Raw genomic sequence first — 15,224 nt, forward strand, 5'->3', positions numbered from 1 at the left:
CAGGATTCAGGGTTTGTTAAGGGTTTGGGGGGTGTGCGACGGTTGGGCGGTGGCGCACCTCAGGTCTAGACCGGAAAAACGATCAATGTAGAACTAGCGGTGTGCGGGCGCCTCACAGCAATTCACAAAGAACTAGATTTCGATGGGTATGCGGTTTGGTTAAGCGTCAAGTGAAACGCGAGTATTGACCTTACAGGCCGACCATGTTGCGGTCGAATAGCATTAACGTTGGTGAACAGATGTCCGGTCGAAATCAACATCATTTTTGGCAAGTCCTGCAACGAGGCTTCGGCACTGAGCGAAAACCCAAATACACGACAGTGTTTGTGTATCATGAGAACACACCGCCTTTCCAAGTTGGCACACGGAACTTTGGGGCAGAACGGGATTTTTTCGACTTTTCGCCAGGGTCCGGTGCGGATTCACTGATTACGAGCGTCGAAAACAGGCTTCAGGGTCTAGTGAAGTATTTTCAGAATGGAGGTCAGGTGACCGCCGGCCACACTATTGAGATTTCTGAGCTTATTACCCACCTAGAAACAAGAACAAAATTTCTTCGACAACATCTGGCAGAGACTGTTTCGGATCTTTTGGGGGATCTCAAATTCTGGTTTTCAGATCCAAGATTGATAAAGAAGTTCATGAAAAAGTACGCAACAGACAATCCTGATGAAATCAACACCCTACTTGCGCCACACATCCAAGATATAGGCACACGTACAGCACTCACAGCTTTCATCATCGACAATTTCGATATGCTGGATGCCGGTTCATATCAATTTGCGGCGAATGATTCGACACAGCCAATGAATGCAATTGCAGACAGCATATTCGAATTCGCAAAACAGGGTCATATAAAGGCGATACTGAACACGAAACCAGACAGCGCACGACAGAATCGGTATTTGAGTTTGAAATACCGTTTGCAAACTGGCTTCAGTGGAAATCTAATTTGCCCCGATACTATGGTCGCATTCCTGACAGACCGAAAACCAAAGCCATTCTTAGATAAGGCTGATCGGCTCGAAGCAGTGTGGGTTCCACTCTCAGCTGATCTGATGCTGATCGGCGAACCCAGTACGAAAGTGGACCGAACCTCCCGTGAAATTCTGCGCATTTTGGCTAGTACTTCTTATCAAGCCTTTATCGCAAATTCAGATACTCCCGACTTCCGCAAGCTGTCGTCGCGCATTGGGAAGAATGCCCATGTTGTCACGAATACAGAAATAGCGGCACTTAAGCGAGATATTCTTGCAGGATTGTCTTGATCTGGGACTTTGTTCTAGAATATGCGCCATTTAGCGAGCTGGCCGGAATCCGGTTAGCCCTTCATCGCGCCCTTGAGAAAAGAGCGAGCGTAACCGGCTGGCGCGCCGATTATCCCGGCGCGCCATGGTTCATCAAACCTTCACGCAATCTGCATAGTGTCGGATCACGCCGTTTTCATCCGGTTCTTGCACGAGGCCGTGGATGTCGGTCTCGAAGCCGGGGCATTCGCGGGCGAAGTCGCGGTTGAATTTGAGGTATTCGACAATCTTCTTGTTGAACACCTCGCCGGGGATCAGCAGCGGGATGCCGGGCGGGTACGGCGTCACGAGGCTGGTGGTGATGCGGCCCTCCAGCTCGTCAATCGGCACGCGCTGGGTGGTGCGGTGGGCGATATGCGCATAGGCGTCGGCGGGTTTCATCGCCGGGGTCAGGTCGCTGAGGTACATATCGGTGGACAGGATCGCCACGTCATATTTGGCGTACATCGTGTGCACATGCTCGCACAGATCGCGCAGGCCCATCTGCTCGTAGCGGGGTTGTTTCGCGCAGAATTCGGGCATGACGCGCCACATCGGCTGGTTCTTGTCGTAATCGTCCTTGAACTGCTGCAAGGCCGTGAGCAGCGAGTTCCAGCGGCCCTTGGTGATGCCGATGGTGAACAGGATGAAGAAACTGTAAAGGCCGGTTTTCTCGACCACGACACCGTTTTCGGCCAGATATTTGGTGACGATTGACGCCGGAATGCCGGTGCCCTCGAAGCGGCCATCGAGGTTGAGGCCCGGCGTGATGATCGTCGCCTTGATCGGATCGAGCATGTTGAAGCCGGGCGCCATGTCGCCAAAGCCGTGCCACGAATCCTCGCCGTCGGCCTTTTGCACGCCGTCCGCGTCGGTGCGCCGCAGCACCCAGTCCTTGGCGCGGCCGATGCCTTCGTCCTCCAGCGCCTCGGGCCCCCAGACCTGGAACCACCAGTCGTCCTGGCCGTATTCGTCATCGACCTTGCGCATGGCACGGCGAAAATCGAGCGCCTCGAGGATGCTTTCCTCGACCAGCGCGGTGCCGCCGGGCGGTTCCATCATCGCCGCCGCCACATCGCAACTGGCGATGATGCTGTATTGCGGGCTGGTCGAGGTGTGCATCAGGTAGGCTTCGTTGAACAGGTGGCGATCCAGCTTGGTGGTCTGGCTGTCCTGCACCAGAACGTGGCTGGCCTGGCTGATCCCGGCCAGAAGTTTGTGAATGGATTGCGTGGCGTAGGTCACCGACTGGCGCGGGCGTTCGCGTTTCAGGCCCATGCTGTGGAAGTTGCCATAGAAGGGGTGGAACGAGGCATGGGGGATCCAGGCCTCGTCGAAATGCAGGTTCTCGATATAGCCGTCGAGCGCGTCCTTGATGGTCTCGGTGTTGTAGAGCACGCCGTCATAGGTGGATTGCGTGAGCGTCAGGATGCGCGGCTGCACGGTTTCGGGGTCGACCCCGGCCAGCAGCGGGTTGGCGGCGATCTTGGCCTTGATGGATTCAATGTCGAACTCGCTGCGCGGAATTGGGCCGATGATGCCGTAGTGGTTGCGCGTCGGTTTCAGGAACACCGGGATCGCGCCGGTCATGATGATCGCGTGCAGGATGGATTTGTGACAGTTGCGGTCAACGACCACCACGTCGCCGGGGGCCACGGTGTGATGCCAGACGATCTTGTTCGAGGTCGAGGTGCCGTTGGTGACGAAAAAGCAGTGATCGGCGTTGAAGATGCGCGCGGCGTTGCGCTCGGAGGCGCCGATGGCGCCGTTGTGGTCGAGCAATTGGCCCAGTTCCTCGACCGAGTTGCAGACATCGGCGCGCAGCATGTTCTCGCCGTAGAACTGGTGGTACATCTGGCCGATCGGGCTTTTGAGGAAGGCCACACCGCCGGAATGGCCGGGGCAGTGCCAGGAATACGAGCCATCCTCGGCGTAATCCAGGAGCGCCTTGAAGAACGGCGGCTGGATGCCTTCGAGATAGCGGTTGGCCTCGCGCAGGATGTGGCGGGCGACAAATTCGGGCGTATCCTCGAACATGTGGATGAAGCCGTGCAGCTCGCGCAGGATGTCGTTGGGCAGGTGGCGGCTGGTCTTGGTCTCGCCGTAGATGTAGATCGGCACGTCGGCGTTCTTCCAGCGCACTTCCTCGATGAAATTGCGCAGGTTGATGACGGCCTGCGGCGTATCGGGGCCGGTGCCGAATTCCTCGTCGTCGATGGACAGCACAAAGGCACTGGCGCGCGATTGCTGCTGGGCGAATTGCGACAGGTCGCCGTAGCTGGTGACGCCCAGAACCTCGCAGCCGGCGGCCTCGATGGCGTCTGCCAGGGCGCGGATGCCCAGACCGGACGAATTGTCAGAGCGGAAATCTTCGTCGATGATGACGATGGGGAAACGGAACTTCATGAAGTTCTCCTTTCAGGCATGGCCGACGCTACGCCGTCGCTTCGCAGGGGATAAGTGGCGTTGCGGGCAGAGTCGGCCGGATAAATTCTGTTGTGGTTGTTTCTGTCAGCGCCCCCATAGTCAAGGACCACCGAGGCGGCGGGGTGGCTACCCCTGCGCGCTGTGGTATCCGTCGCGCCCAGGCTCGGCCGGATCGCTGGAAAACAGCGCGATCTTGTTGCCTTGCGGGTCGCGCAGGTAGCCCCCATAAAACTGCGGCCCATAGGCGGCCCGAAATCCGGGCTGACCCTCGTCATGGCCGCCCGCGGCAAGAGCCGCGGCGTGCAGGGCCCGAACCTGACGTTGACTGCGGGCCTCGAAGGCGACCATGGCACCGTTCCCCGCCGAGGCCGGACGCCCATCAAAGGTGGGTTTGACGTAGAAATCCGGCAGCGCGACGGCTTGCCCCGGCGGCAGGGGCAAAGAATAGCTCAGACCCTCGGGCCCCTCGGTCAGCCCATAGCCAAGCGCCGGCAGGAACGCGGCATAGAACCGTTTTGCACGCGCGATATCATCAGCGCCGACCGTGACATAGGCAATCATGCCGCAAGATCCTTTCTGAAAATCCGGATTGTTCCGGCGCCTTTGCGGTCGCAGGGTGGATCAACAGGCCAAGCGCCTCAAGAACGGAGAGGGCCGGACACGAGTGCGCCTTTTGGCGATGCGCGGTCAAAGCGCCGGGTAGGCTTAATAACTCACCAAAGCGGCCCCGGTGATGACAAAGCCCGCACCCATCCATTCCCGGCTGGAGAGACCTTCGCCAACCCAATAGGCATAGGCAAAGACCAACAGGGACTCGGTTGCGATGATGGCAACATAGGCCATTCCCAGATCAACTTTGCGCAGCAAGGCGATTTCGGCAAGAACCGTGATGATCAGCACCATTGCCAGCATCACGGGCAGGATCAAATTTGACTGGTCAGAGAGGGTTTTCATCAAGACCGTGGCCAGTCCGTACCCCAATGCGGCCACGATTGTCAGCACGGTTTTATCGCCCAATATCAACTGCATAAAACAAGTCCTTGGGTTAATGTTCAGGTCTGCAATGTGTCATTCCTTGAGGAAATGCGAAAAGATCAGCGCAACGCTGTGAATTGCGTCACATGAAACCGTCGATAAAATTATCTTGTTAAGCGTGCTTTGGCAGAAAGCGGAGGTCAGGATTGCAGAATAACATGAGTCTGGCAACTATATTTTAGCCAGAGGTGGCGTGCCTGTCGAAACGCCATTCCAACGAAACGCCGTAAAAGCGGCGCGTTAGCCGGTCACACCAACCGGGCAAAAAGCCTGAGCGCATGGCTGGGATCCTGCGCCACGGCTGGTAAAACGCGGTCATACCCGGCAGCAATGAGCGCGGCGATATCCGGATCGAGGACGGCGGTCTCTTTGGCGCGCACCAGCGGCGCACGCTCTTTGAAGGCGGTGTCAGACCACAGCAGGATCACCTGCACGGCTTGAAGCAAAGCGATATCGGCGGCGGGCAAGCGTGACATCTGGTCATCCATGCGCACAAACACGAAAGCGGCCTTGATCGCGCCCTCGGTATCAAAGCGGAAGGTGCGGTATTGGTTGGCGTCGGCGGCGTGCAGGCGGGCAACGGTTGTGGGCAGACCCTCGACCAGACGATCCAGATCGGGGACCGAGAGCAGCTCATCCCAGTCGCGGAAAAAGAACACCATCAGATTGACGCCAAGTTCGGGGTCATGCTCGGCCATGTGATGCCCGGCCAGCAGGGTGACGGCCTCGATCGCGCCCTTGACGGTTTGCAGCGTGGCGTCGTCGGTGCCAAACACCACCGGCACGATCGCCCGGCCCCAGCGCGCAAACAGGTAGTCGCCGTTGGCGCGGGTGAACAGGGATTCGATCTTGGCGGGGGTCAGGTCGGTCATGGGGCCTCCAAAGCGCGGGGGATGCGGGGGTAAAGCGCGGCGAGCGTGACCGCGCGCATCCCATACAGCACAAACATAGCCGCCCAAAGCCCGTGGTTTCCAATGGGCGAGAGCAGCCAAAGCGCCACGGCATACACCGCGACCGAGACAATCATCGCGTTGCGCATCTCCTTGGTGCGGGTGGCACCGATGAAAATGCCATCGAGCAGGAAGCTGGCGACGCCGAACAGCGGCGAGAGGACCGCCCAGATCAGGAACACGCGGGCCGAGGCGCGGACATCGGGCGCGGTGGTCAGCAGGTCGATGATCGTGGTGCCGAACAGCGCAAAGCCCAGCGCCATGAGCAGCGCCCCGCCCGCGCACCAGAGCGCCGACAGCCGCACCGCCTGGCGAAAGGCCGAGGCGCGGCGGGCACCGACCGCCTGGCCGACCAGCGTTTCGGCGGCAAAGGCAAAGCCATCGAGCAAGAAGGCCATCAGCGTCAGGAATTGCAGCAGGATCTGATTGGCGGCCAGTTGCGTGTCGCCCTGCCCCGCCGATACGAACAGGAAGGTGGTGAAACTGCCGGTCAACAGCACCGAGCGGACCATGATATCGCCATTGACCGAGGCCATGTGGCGCAGGCGCAGAGCATCAAACACGCGGGTGCTGGTGGTGGCCAGCCCGTCGCGGCAGAGCCACAGGCCAAAGGCGACGCCCGACCATTCGGCAATGACGGTGGCCGAGGCGACCCCGGCGATGCCCCAGCCCAGGCCGATGACAAAGGCGATATCCAGCGCGATATTGGTGCCGTTCATCACCAGTTGCAGGGCAAGCACGGCGCGGGTGCGCTCCAACGCGATCAGCCAGCCGCTGAGGGCATAGGTGGCAATGATCGCCGGGGCGCCCCAGATGCGGACGGCAAGGTAGGTGCGGGTGAAGGATTCGACCTCGGCGCTGGCGGGAGCGATGCGGAAGGCGGCCCAGAAGAACGGCAATTGCACGGCGATCAGCAGCAGCCCGCCGGCCGCCGCGATCAAGAGGCCACGTTTGAGGATCGCGCCGACCTCGCCCGCGTTGCCGGCACCGTGGGCCTGCGCGGTCAGGCCGGTAGTGCCCATGCGCAGAAAGCCGAAGATCCAGTAGACCGAGGACAGGATCACCGCGCCAAGGCCCACCGCGCCGATGGGCGCGGCCTGGCCCAGTTGCCCGATCACGGCGGTATCGACCAGACCCAGCAGCGGCACCGTCACATTCGCCGCCACGATCGGCAAGGCGATGCGCAACACGCGGGCGTGGGTCAGGTCCTGGATCGGGCCTGCGGTCACGGGGCCTCGCGGCTGGGGATCAGGAAATGCCCGGTGGCCTGGGCAAACAGCCGTGAGCGGTTGTCCTGCCAGGCCTCGACATGCACGCTGGCATAACGCCGCCCGGACCGGTTGATCCGCGCGCGGGCGTAGGCATCCCGCGGCAGGCCCGAGCGCAGATAATCGACGGTGAAGTCAATCGTCTTGGGCAGGCGCGGCAGGTGGGCGGCATCCAGCTTGCGCGGGTCCAGCTCGCCTTTTTCCATCTCTTCCCACAGGATCGACCAACTCAGTTCGATCATCGCGGTGATTTCCAGAAAGGCCGAGGTCACACCGCCATGCAGCGCCTGCAAGAACGGGTTGCCGACCAGTTTCTCGTCAAAGGGCAACAGCGCCGTCAGCTCGTCGCCCCGGCGATCAAACTGGATGCCCAGAAAATTGACATACGGAATGCCGCCGACCAGCGTTTTCAGCGCGCGGTCACGGCGTTCCTTGACGATCTGCACGGGCTCGGGCTTGGGACGGTTCATGCGTCTTTCCCCTTTGGTTTGGGTTTGCTGCCGCCGTCCATGGTGAACGCCCCCTGCGCGGTGGCGACGGGCAAGCCGGTATCCTCGTCATGGGCGGTGGCGCGCACGAAGGCGACCGAGCGCGTGGCGTGGTAACATTCGGCCCGCGCGGTGATCCGCTGGCGCGGGGTCGCGGCGCGCATGTAGTCGATGCGCAAATCCAGCGTCGCGGTGCTTTTGGCACCCGGATACGACATCACCGCCGCCCCGCAACAGGTATCGAGCAGCGCCGAGACCGCGCCACCCGCAATCACCCCGGTCGCCGGATCACCGACGAATTGCGCGTCCCAGGGCATCGACATCACGGCTTTGCCGTCGCCGATCTCCTCCAGTTGAATTCCCATCGCCTTGGCGTGGGGAATGGCCTCGATAAAAGTCTGCGCAAGTGTGAGATCGGTCATGGGCTGGTCCTGCAATCAGGGATCGTCTTTGGCGCGACCATCGCCCCAGAGGGCCGCGGGTGCAAGGGCAGCCGATGCCCTCCGGGTGGAAAAACCAAAGGTTGCGCCCGGTCACGGTGCGGCCTAGGTTGAACAGACTCGACACAAGTGAAGGGCCGGAGCACCGCGATGCGCGAAGAAAAATTGTCCTTCAAACAGATGTGCGCAAAATTCGACGTCACGCCCCGGACCCTGCGATATTATGAGTATATCGAGCTTTTGAAGCCCGAAAAGGACGGTCGCAACCGGCTGTATGGCGCGCGCGAATGCGCCCGGATGACGCTGATCCTGCGCGGGCGGCGGTTTGGTTTCAGCCTGGAAGAACTGCGCCAATGGTTGCTGATCTATGAGACCAAGGGCACCGCGCCGCAGATGCAGATCTTTGTCGATATGGCAGACCGGCAACTGGATGAACTGGCCCGGCAGCGCGATGAACTGGCCGTCACGATCGAAGATTTGCGGTCCCTGCGCGAGGAAGCGGCGCGACTCGCGAAACGTGAGTCTGACTGACGGGCGCGTGATTCCGGGGGCCATCCGGCGCCGGTCCCGCCGTTTTTCGCCCCTGAGGCCGCACGACATAACGTCACGACGCCTTGTGACGCAACGTCGAGCTTTACGTTAACGTCAACTTCCTTTCAATCTCTTCTGAACGTTCTTAGGTGAAGCATTGCGGCACCGCCCCGGCAATCACGAGGTTTGAATGATGGATGAGACTCTGATGACGATTCGCCAGATGTGCGATGCGTTTGACGTAACGCCGCGCACCCTGCGTTTTTACGAATCCAAAGAACTGATTTTCCCGGCCCGTGACGGGCAAAAGCGGTATTACAACCGCCGCGACCGTGGACGGCTCAAGCTGATCCTGCGCGGCAAGCGGTTCGGCTTTGCGCTGGAAGAAATGCGCCAGTTGCTGAACCTCTATGACCGCGGCGACGCGCAGGAAGAACAGCTGAAGCGCACCTATGAGGCCGCGCGCGAGCGTCTGGCGCAGATGGAACGTCAGCGCGACGAGTTGACCGAAGCCATCGAGGATCTGCGCGCCCAGCTTGAGGTCGGCGCCGAGATGAGCATGGCCTTTCGCAAGACGGCTGCCGAATAACACAATCCGGTCCGGGCAACACCGGACCCGTTTCACCCCTCTTAAAACCCTCCCGACAGGAGTCCATGATGACCCGCTATATCGCCCCCGTCAAAGACATGCAGTTCATCCTACACGACGTGCTGAAGGTCACCGAGCAGACCATTCCCGGCTATGACGAGTTGGAGCCAGAGTTCACCAACGCGATTTTCGAGGAGGCCGGCAAGCTGGCATCCGAAGTTCTGGAGCCGCTGAACGCAGTCGGTGATGTCGAGGGCTGCCGTCTGGAAAACGGCGTCGTTTACACGCCAACCGGGTTCAAGGATGCGTTTGAAAAGGTCAAGGAAGGCGGCTGGAACGGTCTGGACCTGCCCGAGGAATTCGGCGGCCAGAACCTGCCCTATGTGATGGGGATTTCGGTCGGTGAGGTGCTGATGTCGGCCAATATGGCCTTCAACATGTATCAGGGCCTGACCCACGGCGCGATCAACGCGCTGCTGGCCCACGCCACGCCCGAGCAAAAGGAACTCTATCTGCCCAAGATGACCTCGCTGGAGTGGACCGGCACGATGAACCTGACGGAGCCCCATTGCGGCACCGATCTGGGACTGATCCGCACCAAGGCCGAGCCGCAGGACGATGGCAGCTACAAGATCACCGGCCAGAAGATCTTCATCTCGGCGGGTGACCATGACCTGTCGGAAAACGTCATCCATCTGGTGCTGGCCAAGGCCCCCGGCGGCGGCGAGGGCACCAAGGGTATCAGCCTGTTCATCGTGCCCAAGATCAATGTCAACGCCGACGGCTCGCTGGGCGCGCGCAACGGTGTGTCGGTCGGCAAGGTCGAGGAAAAGATGGGCATCCACGGCAACGCCACCTGCGTGATGAACTTTGACGAGGCGAACGGCTATCTGGTCGGCGAGCTGCACAAGGGCATGAAGGCGATGTTCGTGATGATGAACGAGGCCCGCGTCGGCGTTGGCCTGCAAGGCTACGCGATGGCCGAGGCGGCGTATCAGAACGCCCTCGATTACGCCCGCGACCGCTTGCAGGGCCGCGCGGTGACCGGGGCCGAAAACCCCAAGGGCCCGGCTGACCCGCTGATCGTGCACCCCGATATTCGCCGCAACCTGATGGACCAGAAATCGTTCATCGAGGGCGCGCGGGCCTTTACCTATTGGGGTGCGCATCTGCTGGATCGCGGCCACCGTCTGGGCGACAAGGAGGCCGAGGGGCTGATCTCGTTGCTGACGCCGGTGATCAAGGGCTTCCAGACCGACAAGGGCTTTGACATGACCGTGCAGGCGCAACAGGTCTGGGGCGGCCATGGTTATATCGAGGAATCGGGCATGTCGCAGTATGTGCGCGATGCCCGGATCGCGATGATCTATGAAGGTGCCAACGGCGTGCAGGCGCTGGATCTGGTGGGCCGCAAGCTGGCCGCCGAGGGTGGCAAACCGGCAATGGCGTTCTTTGCGATGATCAAGGATTTCATCAAGGAAAACGACGGCAACGAGGCGCTGCAAAAGCCCTTCCTTGACCCGCTGAAGGCCGCATCAAAAGACCTGCAAGGCGCGATGATGTATTTCATGGAAAACGGCATGAAGAACCCGAATGCCGCACTGGCCGGCTCGACCGACTTCATGCACATGTTCGGCCATGTCTGCCTTGGCTACATGTGGGCACTGATGGCCAAAGCCAGCGCCGAGGCCTTGTCAAACGGCACCTCTGACGCCACGTTCCATGAGACGAAGCTGGCCACCGGGCGCTACTATATGGCGCGGCACCTGCCGGCCACCGGGATGCACCTGGCGCGGATCCTGTCGGGCGCCGAGCCTGTCATGGCGCTGGCCGAAGATCAGTTCTAAGCTGCTTGGGGCGGCGTCTCCTGCGCCGCCCCCACCCGGAGGGACTATGCCCAAACGCCTGCGCCTGACCCGCCGTTTTCCGGTCGCCATGACCGAAGATGGCTATCGCCGCCTCAAACGCTTTGCGTCCGAGGCCGGGTTGGACGAAGGCGAGGCGCTGTCCTTCCTGTTCGAGAATTTCGACAGCGTGACGCATCACGAGAACCTGAGCCATCGGCTGAGGCTGTTCAATTCGGAGCTGGAAGCGCGCAAGCGCTGAGGCTGGATCTCTGCAAGACCGGGTTTCTGGGGAGGAGCTTTTGATGACCGAACTGCCGCTGCAAACGCCCTCGTGGATGACCGACGAGCACAAGATGCTGGGCGACATGACGCGCAGTTTTCTGACGGAAAAATGGCTGCCGCATCTGCCCCGCTGGCGCAAGCAGGGCGAGATGGACCGCACAACCTGGCAAGAGGCGGGCGCAATGGGCCTGCTGTGCGCCTCGATCCCCGAGGAATACGGTGGTGCTGGCGGCGATTTCGGCCACGAGGCGGTGATCGCCACCGAGGCCAGCCGCGCCAATCTGGCCAGCTGGGGCAACGCAATCCATTCCGGCATCGTGGCGCATTACATCCTGACCTGCGGCACCGAGGAACAAAAGCAACGCTGGCTGCCCAAAATGGCCACCGGCGAGATTGTCGCCGCCCTGGCGATGACCGAACCCTCGGGCGGCTCGGACGTGCAGGGGCTGAAAACCCGCGCGGTTCGGGACGGCAACGTCTACCGGCTGACCGGACAAAAGACCTTTATTTCCAACGGTCAACACGCAAACCTGATCGTCGCCGCGGCAAAAACCGACCCCATGGCGGGGGCCAGGGGCCTGTCGTTGGTGGTGGTGGAAACCGAGGGTGCCGGGGGCTTCACCCGCGGTCGCAACCTCGAGAAAATCGGCCTGAAAGCCGCCGACACCAGCGAGCTGTTCTTCGACAATGTGGCGATCGCGCCCGAGAATATCCTGGGCGGCACCGAGGGTCAGGGTTTCTACCAGATGATGCAGCAACTGCCGCAGGAACGTCTGATCATCGGCTGCGGCGCGGTCGGCGCGATCGAGGGCGCCGTGGAGCGCACCATCGCCTATTGCAAAGAGCGCGAGGCCTTCGGCCAGCCGATCCTCAACTTCCAGAACACCCGCTTCAAACTGGCGGAATGCAAGACCAACGCCGTCGTTGCGCGCACCTTCCTCGACCGCTGCATCGAGGCGCATCTGAAGGGTGCCTTGAGCGTCGAACTGGCGGCGATGTGCAAATACTGGCTGACCGATCTGCAATGCAACGTGCTGGACGAGTGCGTGCAACTGCACGGCGGCTACGGGTTCATGCAGGAATACGCAGTCGCCGAGATGTGGACCGACGCGCGCGTGCAGCGCATTTACGGCGGCACGAATGAAATCATGAAAGACCTGATCGCGAGGTCGCTATGACCCTTTCCCGCGCCGCACTGGTCGAAAACGCCCGCTGTTTTGAGTATTTTTGGCAAGATGATATCGACAGGAATGCACCCCACTGCTCGCCGGGTTTGGCCGGGTCAACGCAGAGGGGCGACTTCACCTTGCACGGTCATCGGCTCTCCAGCCTGTACCGCACCGTCGATTTTAGGCACGCTTGGTTAAGAAACCCTGACTCTGCGACATCATCTTGCCAAAAATACTCAAATTCCGACCGCACAGCGGGTGCACCGGATGAAAGGATCTGCGCATGACGGCGACACTCTATTGTTTTGGTGAATCGGGAAACGCCTATAAGGCGGCACTGACGGCGACGCTGGCGGGCTATGACTGGGAGCCACGGTTTGTGGATTTCTTTGGCGGCGAAACCCGCGCGCCCGAATTTCGTGCGCTCAATGTGATGGGCGAGGTTCCGGTGCTGGTGGACGGCGACTTGACGCTCAGCCAATCGGGCGCGATCCAGTTGCATATCGCGCGCCAGACCGGCAAGCTGGGAGGGGCGGCGGATCAGCAAGACGAGGTTCTGCGCTGGATCCTGTGGGACAATCACAAGCTGTCGTCGCAGGCGGGCATGACCCGTTTCCTGATGAATTTCCTGCCCGAGGACAAACGCCCCAACGACGTGATCGGCTTCATGCAGGGCCGACTGAAAGCCGCCTATGCCACGCTGAACGCCCATCTTGAGGGGCGTGACTGGATCGTGGGCGACGGCGTGACCATCGCCGACTGCGCCTGCTGTGGCTATCTCTATTACCCCGAACCCTTCGGCTTTGACCGCGCCGATTGGCCCAATATCGACCGTTGGCTGGGCAATATCGCTGCCCTGCCCGGCTGGAAACACCCCTATGACATGATGCCCGGATCGCCTGCCGACCGGGTCAAGGCCTGAGGAGACCAAGATGATTGATGCCTATATTTATGACGCTGCGCGCACGGTGCGTGGCAAAGGCCGCAAAGATGGCAGCCTGCACGAAGTGACCGCCGCGCGGCTGTCGGCGATTGCGCTGAACGCGCTGAAGGATCGCAACGATCTGGACACCACGGCGATCGAGGATGTGATCTGGGGCAACGTCACCCAGATCGGCGAGCAGGGCGCCTGCCTTGCGCGGACCGCTGTGCTGGCCTCGGATTTCGCGGAATCCGTGCCCGGTGTCAGCGTCAACCGCTTCTGTGCCAGCGGTCTGGAAGCGGTGAACATGGCCGCCAACCAGATCCGTGGCGGGGCCGGGATGGCCTATGTCGCGGGCGGCGTGGAATGCATGAGCCGGGTGCCGATGGGCACCGACGGCGGGGCGATTGCCGTCGATCCGTCGATTGCCATCGACAATTATTTTGTGCCGCAGGGCATTTCGGCCGATATCATTGCCACCAAATTCGGCTTCAGCCGCGATGAGGCGGACGCGCTGGCGGTGGAAAGCCAAAAGCGGGCAGCGGCGGCCTGGGCGGCGGGGTATTTCAACAAGACCGTGGTTCCGGTTAAGGATATCAATGGCTTGACCATTCTGGACCATGACGAGTTCATGCGCCCGCAGACCGATATGCAGAGCCTCGGATCGCTCAAGCCGTCGTTCAAGGACATGGGCGAGGTGATGCCCGGTTTCGACAAGATCGCCATGATGAAATACCCGGAACTGGAGCGGATCAACCATATCCACCACGCGGGGAATTCATCCGGCATCGTGGACGGGGCCGCGGCGATCCTGATCGGCAACAAGGAGTTTGGCGAGAAATACGGGCTGACGCCGCGCGCCCGCATCCGCGCCACCGCGAAAATCGGCACGGACCCCACGATCATGCTGACCGGCCCGGTTCCGGTGACCGAAAAGATCCTGCGCGACAGTGGCATGTCGATCAGCGACATCGACCTGTTCGAGGTCAACGAGGCGTTCGCGGCGGTCGTCATGCGCTTCATGCAGGCGTTCAACGTCGATGGCTCGAAGGTCAACGTCAACGGCGGCTCGATTGCCATGGGGCACCCGCTGGGCGCGACCGGCGCGATCATTCTGGGCACGCTGCTGGACGAGTTGGAGCGCACCGGCAAGGGCACGGGCCTGGCGACACTGTGCATCGGCTCGGGCATGGGTGCGGCGACGATCATCGAGCGCGTCTGATGCCAAAGATCGACATCTCTGCCGCGCCGCTGAAAACCGGGTCCATTTACCCGGAGCCCTACGCCAGCCAGATGGCCGGGCGGTCGTCGCGGCGCTTGGGGCAGCTTGCCGGGCTGACCCAGTTCGGGGTGAACATCGTTTACCTGGAGCCGGGTGCGCCCGCCTCGTTGCGGCACTGGCATCTGAAGGAGGACGAATTCGCCATGGTCCTGACCGGCGAGTTGGTTCTGGTCGAGGATGCCGGTGAGACCGTGATGCTGGGGGATTGTGCGGCGTGGCCGGCGGGGGTGCCGAATGCGCACCGATTCGTCAACCGCTCGGCTGTGCCCGCCAGTTTCCTGATCGTCGGCTCCAAGGCCGAGGGCGAGGAAGCGACCTATGGCGATGTCGATATGAAAATCCATTTGGCGGGCGGAAAAGCCCGTTTCACCTATCACGATGGCAGCGATTGGAGCGGACCCAGAGACCTGGAAACCCCCGAGATCGCGCCGAAGGGAGACACGAAATGACCGAACTGCATTATGCCGTAGACGCCGATGGCGTCGCCACGATCACCTGGGACGTCGCCGACAAGTCGATGAACGTCATGTCGTTCCAAGGCCTGCAAGAGCTGGAGGCCGGGATCGACAAGGCACTGGCCGATGACGCCGTCAAGGGCGTGATCATCACCAGCGCCAAGGCCGATTTCGCCGGGGGCATGGACCTGAACGTGCTGGCCGACATGCGCGATGGCGCGGGCGACAACCCGGCCAAGGGCCTGTTCGATGG

At 61.1% G+C, this 15,224-nt stretch carries 16 protein-coding genes and 1 pseudogene; 10 read left to right on the forward strand and 7 right to left on the reverse strand.

The annotated features are described in order from the left end of the window. Positions 1–239 precede the first annotated feature (239 nt). The gene (locus VDQ28_RS22425) at positions 240–1,268 is read left to right on the forward strand and encodes a hypothetical protein (RefSeq protein WP_323038041.1); all 1,029 of its coding nucleotides are present in this window, start codon (positions 240–242) and stop codon (positions 1,266–1,268) included. 132 nt (positions 1,269–1,400) lie between these two features. Here VDQ28_RS22425 and VDQ28_RS22430 read toward each other — a convergent pair whose 3' ends face one another. The 7 genes from VDQ28_RS22430 to VDQ28_RS22460 all read right to left on the reverse strand — a co-directional run bounded on the left by VDQ28_RS22430 (position 1,401) and on the right by VDQ28_RS22460 (position 7,876). Beyond that, positions 1,401–3,692, reverse strand: a complete 2,292-nt coding sequence (locus VDQ28_RS22430) for an arginine/lysine/ornithine decarboxylase (RefSeq protein ID WP_323038042.1) — start codon at positions 3,690–3,692, stop codon at positions 1,401–1,403. A gap of 147 nt (positions 3,693–3,839) precedes the next feature. Beyond that, on the reverse strand, positions 3,840–4,274 hold the full coding sequence (locus tag VDQ28_RS22435; RefSeq protein WP_323038043.1) for a VOC family protein: 435 nt from the start codon (positions 4,272–4,274) through the stop codon (positions 3,840–3,842). A 144-nt stretch (positions 4,275–4,418) separates the two neighbouring features. Beyond that, positions 4,419–4,742, reverse strand: coding sequence for a 5-aminolevulinate synthase (locus tag VDQ28_RS22440; protein WP_323038044.1), 324 nt, complete (start codon positions 4,740–4,742; stop codon positions 4,419–4,421). 254 nt (positions 4,743–4,996) lie between these two features. Continuing rightward, complete coding sequence (locus VDQ28_RS22445; protein WP_323038045.1) at positions 4,997–5,620, reverse strand: hypothetical protein; 624 nt, start codon at positions 5,618–5,620, stop codon at positions 4,997–4,999. Continuing rightward, a complete protein-coding gene (locus VDQ28_RS22450; RefSeq protein ID WP_323038046.1) occupies positions 5,617–6,927 on the reverse strand; it encodes an MATE family efflux transporter in 1,311 nt (436 codons plus the stop codon). Before VDQ28_RS22450 ends, VDQ28_RS22445 begins: the two co-directional genes overlap by 4 nt. Next, positions 6,924–7,436 carry a PaaI family thioesterase gene (locus VDQ28_RS22455; RefSeq protein ID WP_323038047.1) on the reverse strand — a complete coding sequence of 171 codons (513 nt, stop codon included), beginning with the start codon at positions 7,434–7,436 and terminating at the stop codon, positions 6,924–6,926. Before VDQ28_RS22455 ends, VDQ28_RS22450 begins: the two co-directional genes overlap by 4 nt. Then, positions 7,433–7,876: a PaaI family thioesterase gene (locus tag VDQ28_RS22460; RefSeq protein ID WP_323038048.1), complete on the reverse strand. Its 444-nt coding sequence runs from the start codon at positions 7,874–7,876 to the stop codon at positions 7,433–7,435. The genes VDQ28_RS22455 and VDQ28_RS22460 overlap by 4 nt, the downstream gene beginning before the upstream one ends. A gap of 168 nt (positions 7,877–8,044) precedes the next feature. Between VDQ28_RS22460 and VDQ28_RS22465 the strand changes: the two genes are divergently transcribed. From VDQ28_RS22465 to VDQ28_RS22505, 9 genes and pseudogenes are all read left to right on the forward strand, one after another. Further along, on the forward strand, positions 8,045–8,425 hold the full coding sequence (locus tag VDQ28_RS22465) for a MerR family DNA-binding transcriptional regulator (protein ID WP_323038049.1): 381 nt from the start codon (positions 8,045–8,047) through the stop codon (positions 8,423–8,425). 193 nt (positions 8,426–8,618) lie between these two features. After that, on the forward strand, positions 8,619–9,014 hold the full coding sequence (locus tag VDQ28_RS22470) for a MerR family DNA-binding transcriptional regulator (RefSeq protein WP_323038188.1): 396 nt from the start codon (positions 8,619–8,621) through the stop codon (positions 9,012–9,014). Between the two features lie 68 nt (positions 9,015–9,082). After that, complete coding sequence (locus VDQ28_RS22475) at positions 9,083–10,861, forward strand: acyl-CoA dehydrogenase C-terminal domain-containing protein (RefSeq protein ID WP_323038050.1); 1,779 nt, start codon at positions 9,083–9,085, stop codon at positions 10,859–10,861. 46 nt (positions 10,862–10,907) lie between these two features. Further along, a complete protein-coding gene (locus tag VDQ28_RS22480) occupies positions 10,908–11,120 on the forward strand; it encodes a hypothetical protein (protein ID WP_323038051.1) in 213 nt (70 codons plus the stop codon). A 43-nt stretch (positions 11,121–11,163) separates the two neighbouring features. Then, the gene (locus VDQ28_RS22485; RefSeq protein WP_323038052.1) at positions 11,164–12,321 is read left to right on the forward strand and encodes an acyl-CoA dehydrogenase family protein; all 1,158 of its coding nucleotides are present in this window, start codon (positions 11,164–11,166) and stop codon (positions 12,319–12,321) included. A 274-nt stretch (positions 12,322–12,595) separates the two neighbouring features. Continuing rightward, a complete protein-coding gene (locus tag VDQ28_RS22490) occupies positions 12,596–13,234 on the forward strand; it encodes a glutathione S-transferase (protein WP_323038053.1) in 639 nt (212 codons plus the stop codon). A 10-nt stretch (positions 13,235–13,244) separates the two neighbouring features. Beyond that, positions 13,245–14,456 (forward strand): acetyl-CoA C-acetyltransferase, encoded by a 1,212-nt coding sequence (locus VDQ28_RS22495; protein WP_323038054.1) that lies wholly within the window; start codon positions 13,245–13,247, stop codon positions 14,454–14,456. Next, the gene (locus VDQ28_RS22500; RefSeq protein ID WP_323038055.1) at positions 14,456–14,965 is read left to right on the forward strand and encodes a cupin domain-containing protein; all 510 of its coding nucleotides are present in this window, start codon (positions 14,456–14,458) and stop codon (positions 14,963–14,965) included. Before VDQ28_RS22495 ends, VDQ28_RS22500 begins: the two co-directional genes overlap by 1 nt. Then, positions 14,962–15,224, forward strand: a pseudogene (locus VDQ28_RS22505) (3-hydroxyacyl-CoA dehydrogenase); the annotation flags it as partial. The gene VDQ28_RS22500 and the pseudogene VDQ28_RS22505, both read left to right, overlap by 4 nt.

The sequence above is a fragment of the Pararhodobacter sp. genome (assembly GCF_034676545.1).
GTDB lineage: Bacteria > Pseudomonadota > Alphaproteobacteria > Rhodobacterales > Rhodobacteraceae > Pararhodobacter.

Coding starts and splice junctions, on each gene's coding strand:
- VDQ28_RS22425 (WP_323038041.1), top strand. CDS start 240: ATGTCCGGTCGAAATCAACATCATTTTTGGCAAGTCCTGCAACGAGGC.
- VDQ28_RS22430 (WP_323038042.1), bottom strand. CDS start 3,692: ATGAAGTTCCGTTTCCCCATCGTCATCATCGACGAAGATTTCCGCTCT.
- VDQ28_RS22435 (WP_323038043.1), bottom strand. CDS start 4,274: ATGATTGCCTATGTCACGGTCGGCGCTGATGATATCGCGCGTGCAAAA.
- VDQ28_RS22440 (WP_323038044.1), bottom strand. CDS start 4,742: ATGCAGTTGATATTGGGCGATAAAACCGTGCTGACAATCGTGGCCGCA.
- VDQ28_RS22445 (WP_323038045.1), bottom strand. CDS start 5,620: ATGACCGACCTGACCCCCGCCAAGATCGAATCCCTGTTCACCCGCGCC.
- VDQ28_RS22455 (WP_323038047.1), bottom strand. CDS start 7,436: ATGAACCGTCCCAAGCCCGAGCCCGTGCAGATCGTCAAGGAACGCCGT.
- VDQ28_RS22460 (WP_323038048.1), bottom strand. CDS start 7,876: ATGACCGATCTCACACTTGCGCAGACTTTTATCGAGGCCATTCCCCAC.
- VDQ28_RS22465 (WP_323038049.1), top strand. CDS start 8,045: ATGCGCGAAGAAAAATTGTCCTTCAAACAGATGTGCGCAAAATTCGAC.
- VDQ28_RS22470 (WP_323038188.1), top strand. CDS start 8,619: ATGGATGAGACTCTGATGACGATTCGCCAGATGTGCGATGCGTTTGAC.
- VDQ28_RS22475 (WP_323038050.1), top strand. CDS start 9,083: ATGACCCGCTATATCGCCCCCGTCAAAGACATGCAGTTCATCCTACAC.
- VDQ28_RS22480 (WP_323038051.1), top strand. CDS start 10,908: ATGCCCAAACGCCTGCGCCTGACCCGCCGTTTTCCGGTCGCCATGACC.
- VDQ28_RS22485 (WP_323038052.1), top strand. CDS start 11,164: ATGACCGAACTGCCGCTGCAAACGCCCTCGTGGATGACCGACGAGCAC.
- VDQ28_RS22490 (WP_323038053.1), top strand. CDS start 12,596: ATGACGGCGACACTCTATTGTTTTGGTGAATCGGGAAACGCCTATAAG.
- VDQ28_RS22495 (WP_323038054.1), top strand. CDS start 13,245: ATGATTGATGCCTATATTTATGACGCTGCGCGCACGGTGCGTGGCAAA.
- VDQ28_RS22500 (WP_323038055.1), top strand. CDS start 14,456: ATGCCAAAGATCGACATCTCTGCCGCGCCGCTGAAAACCGGGTCCATT.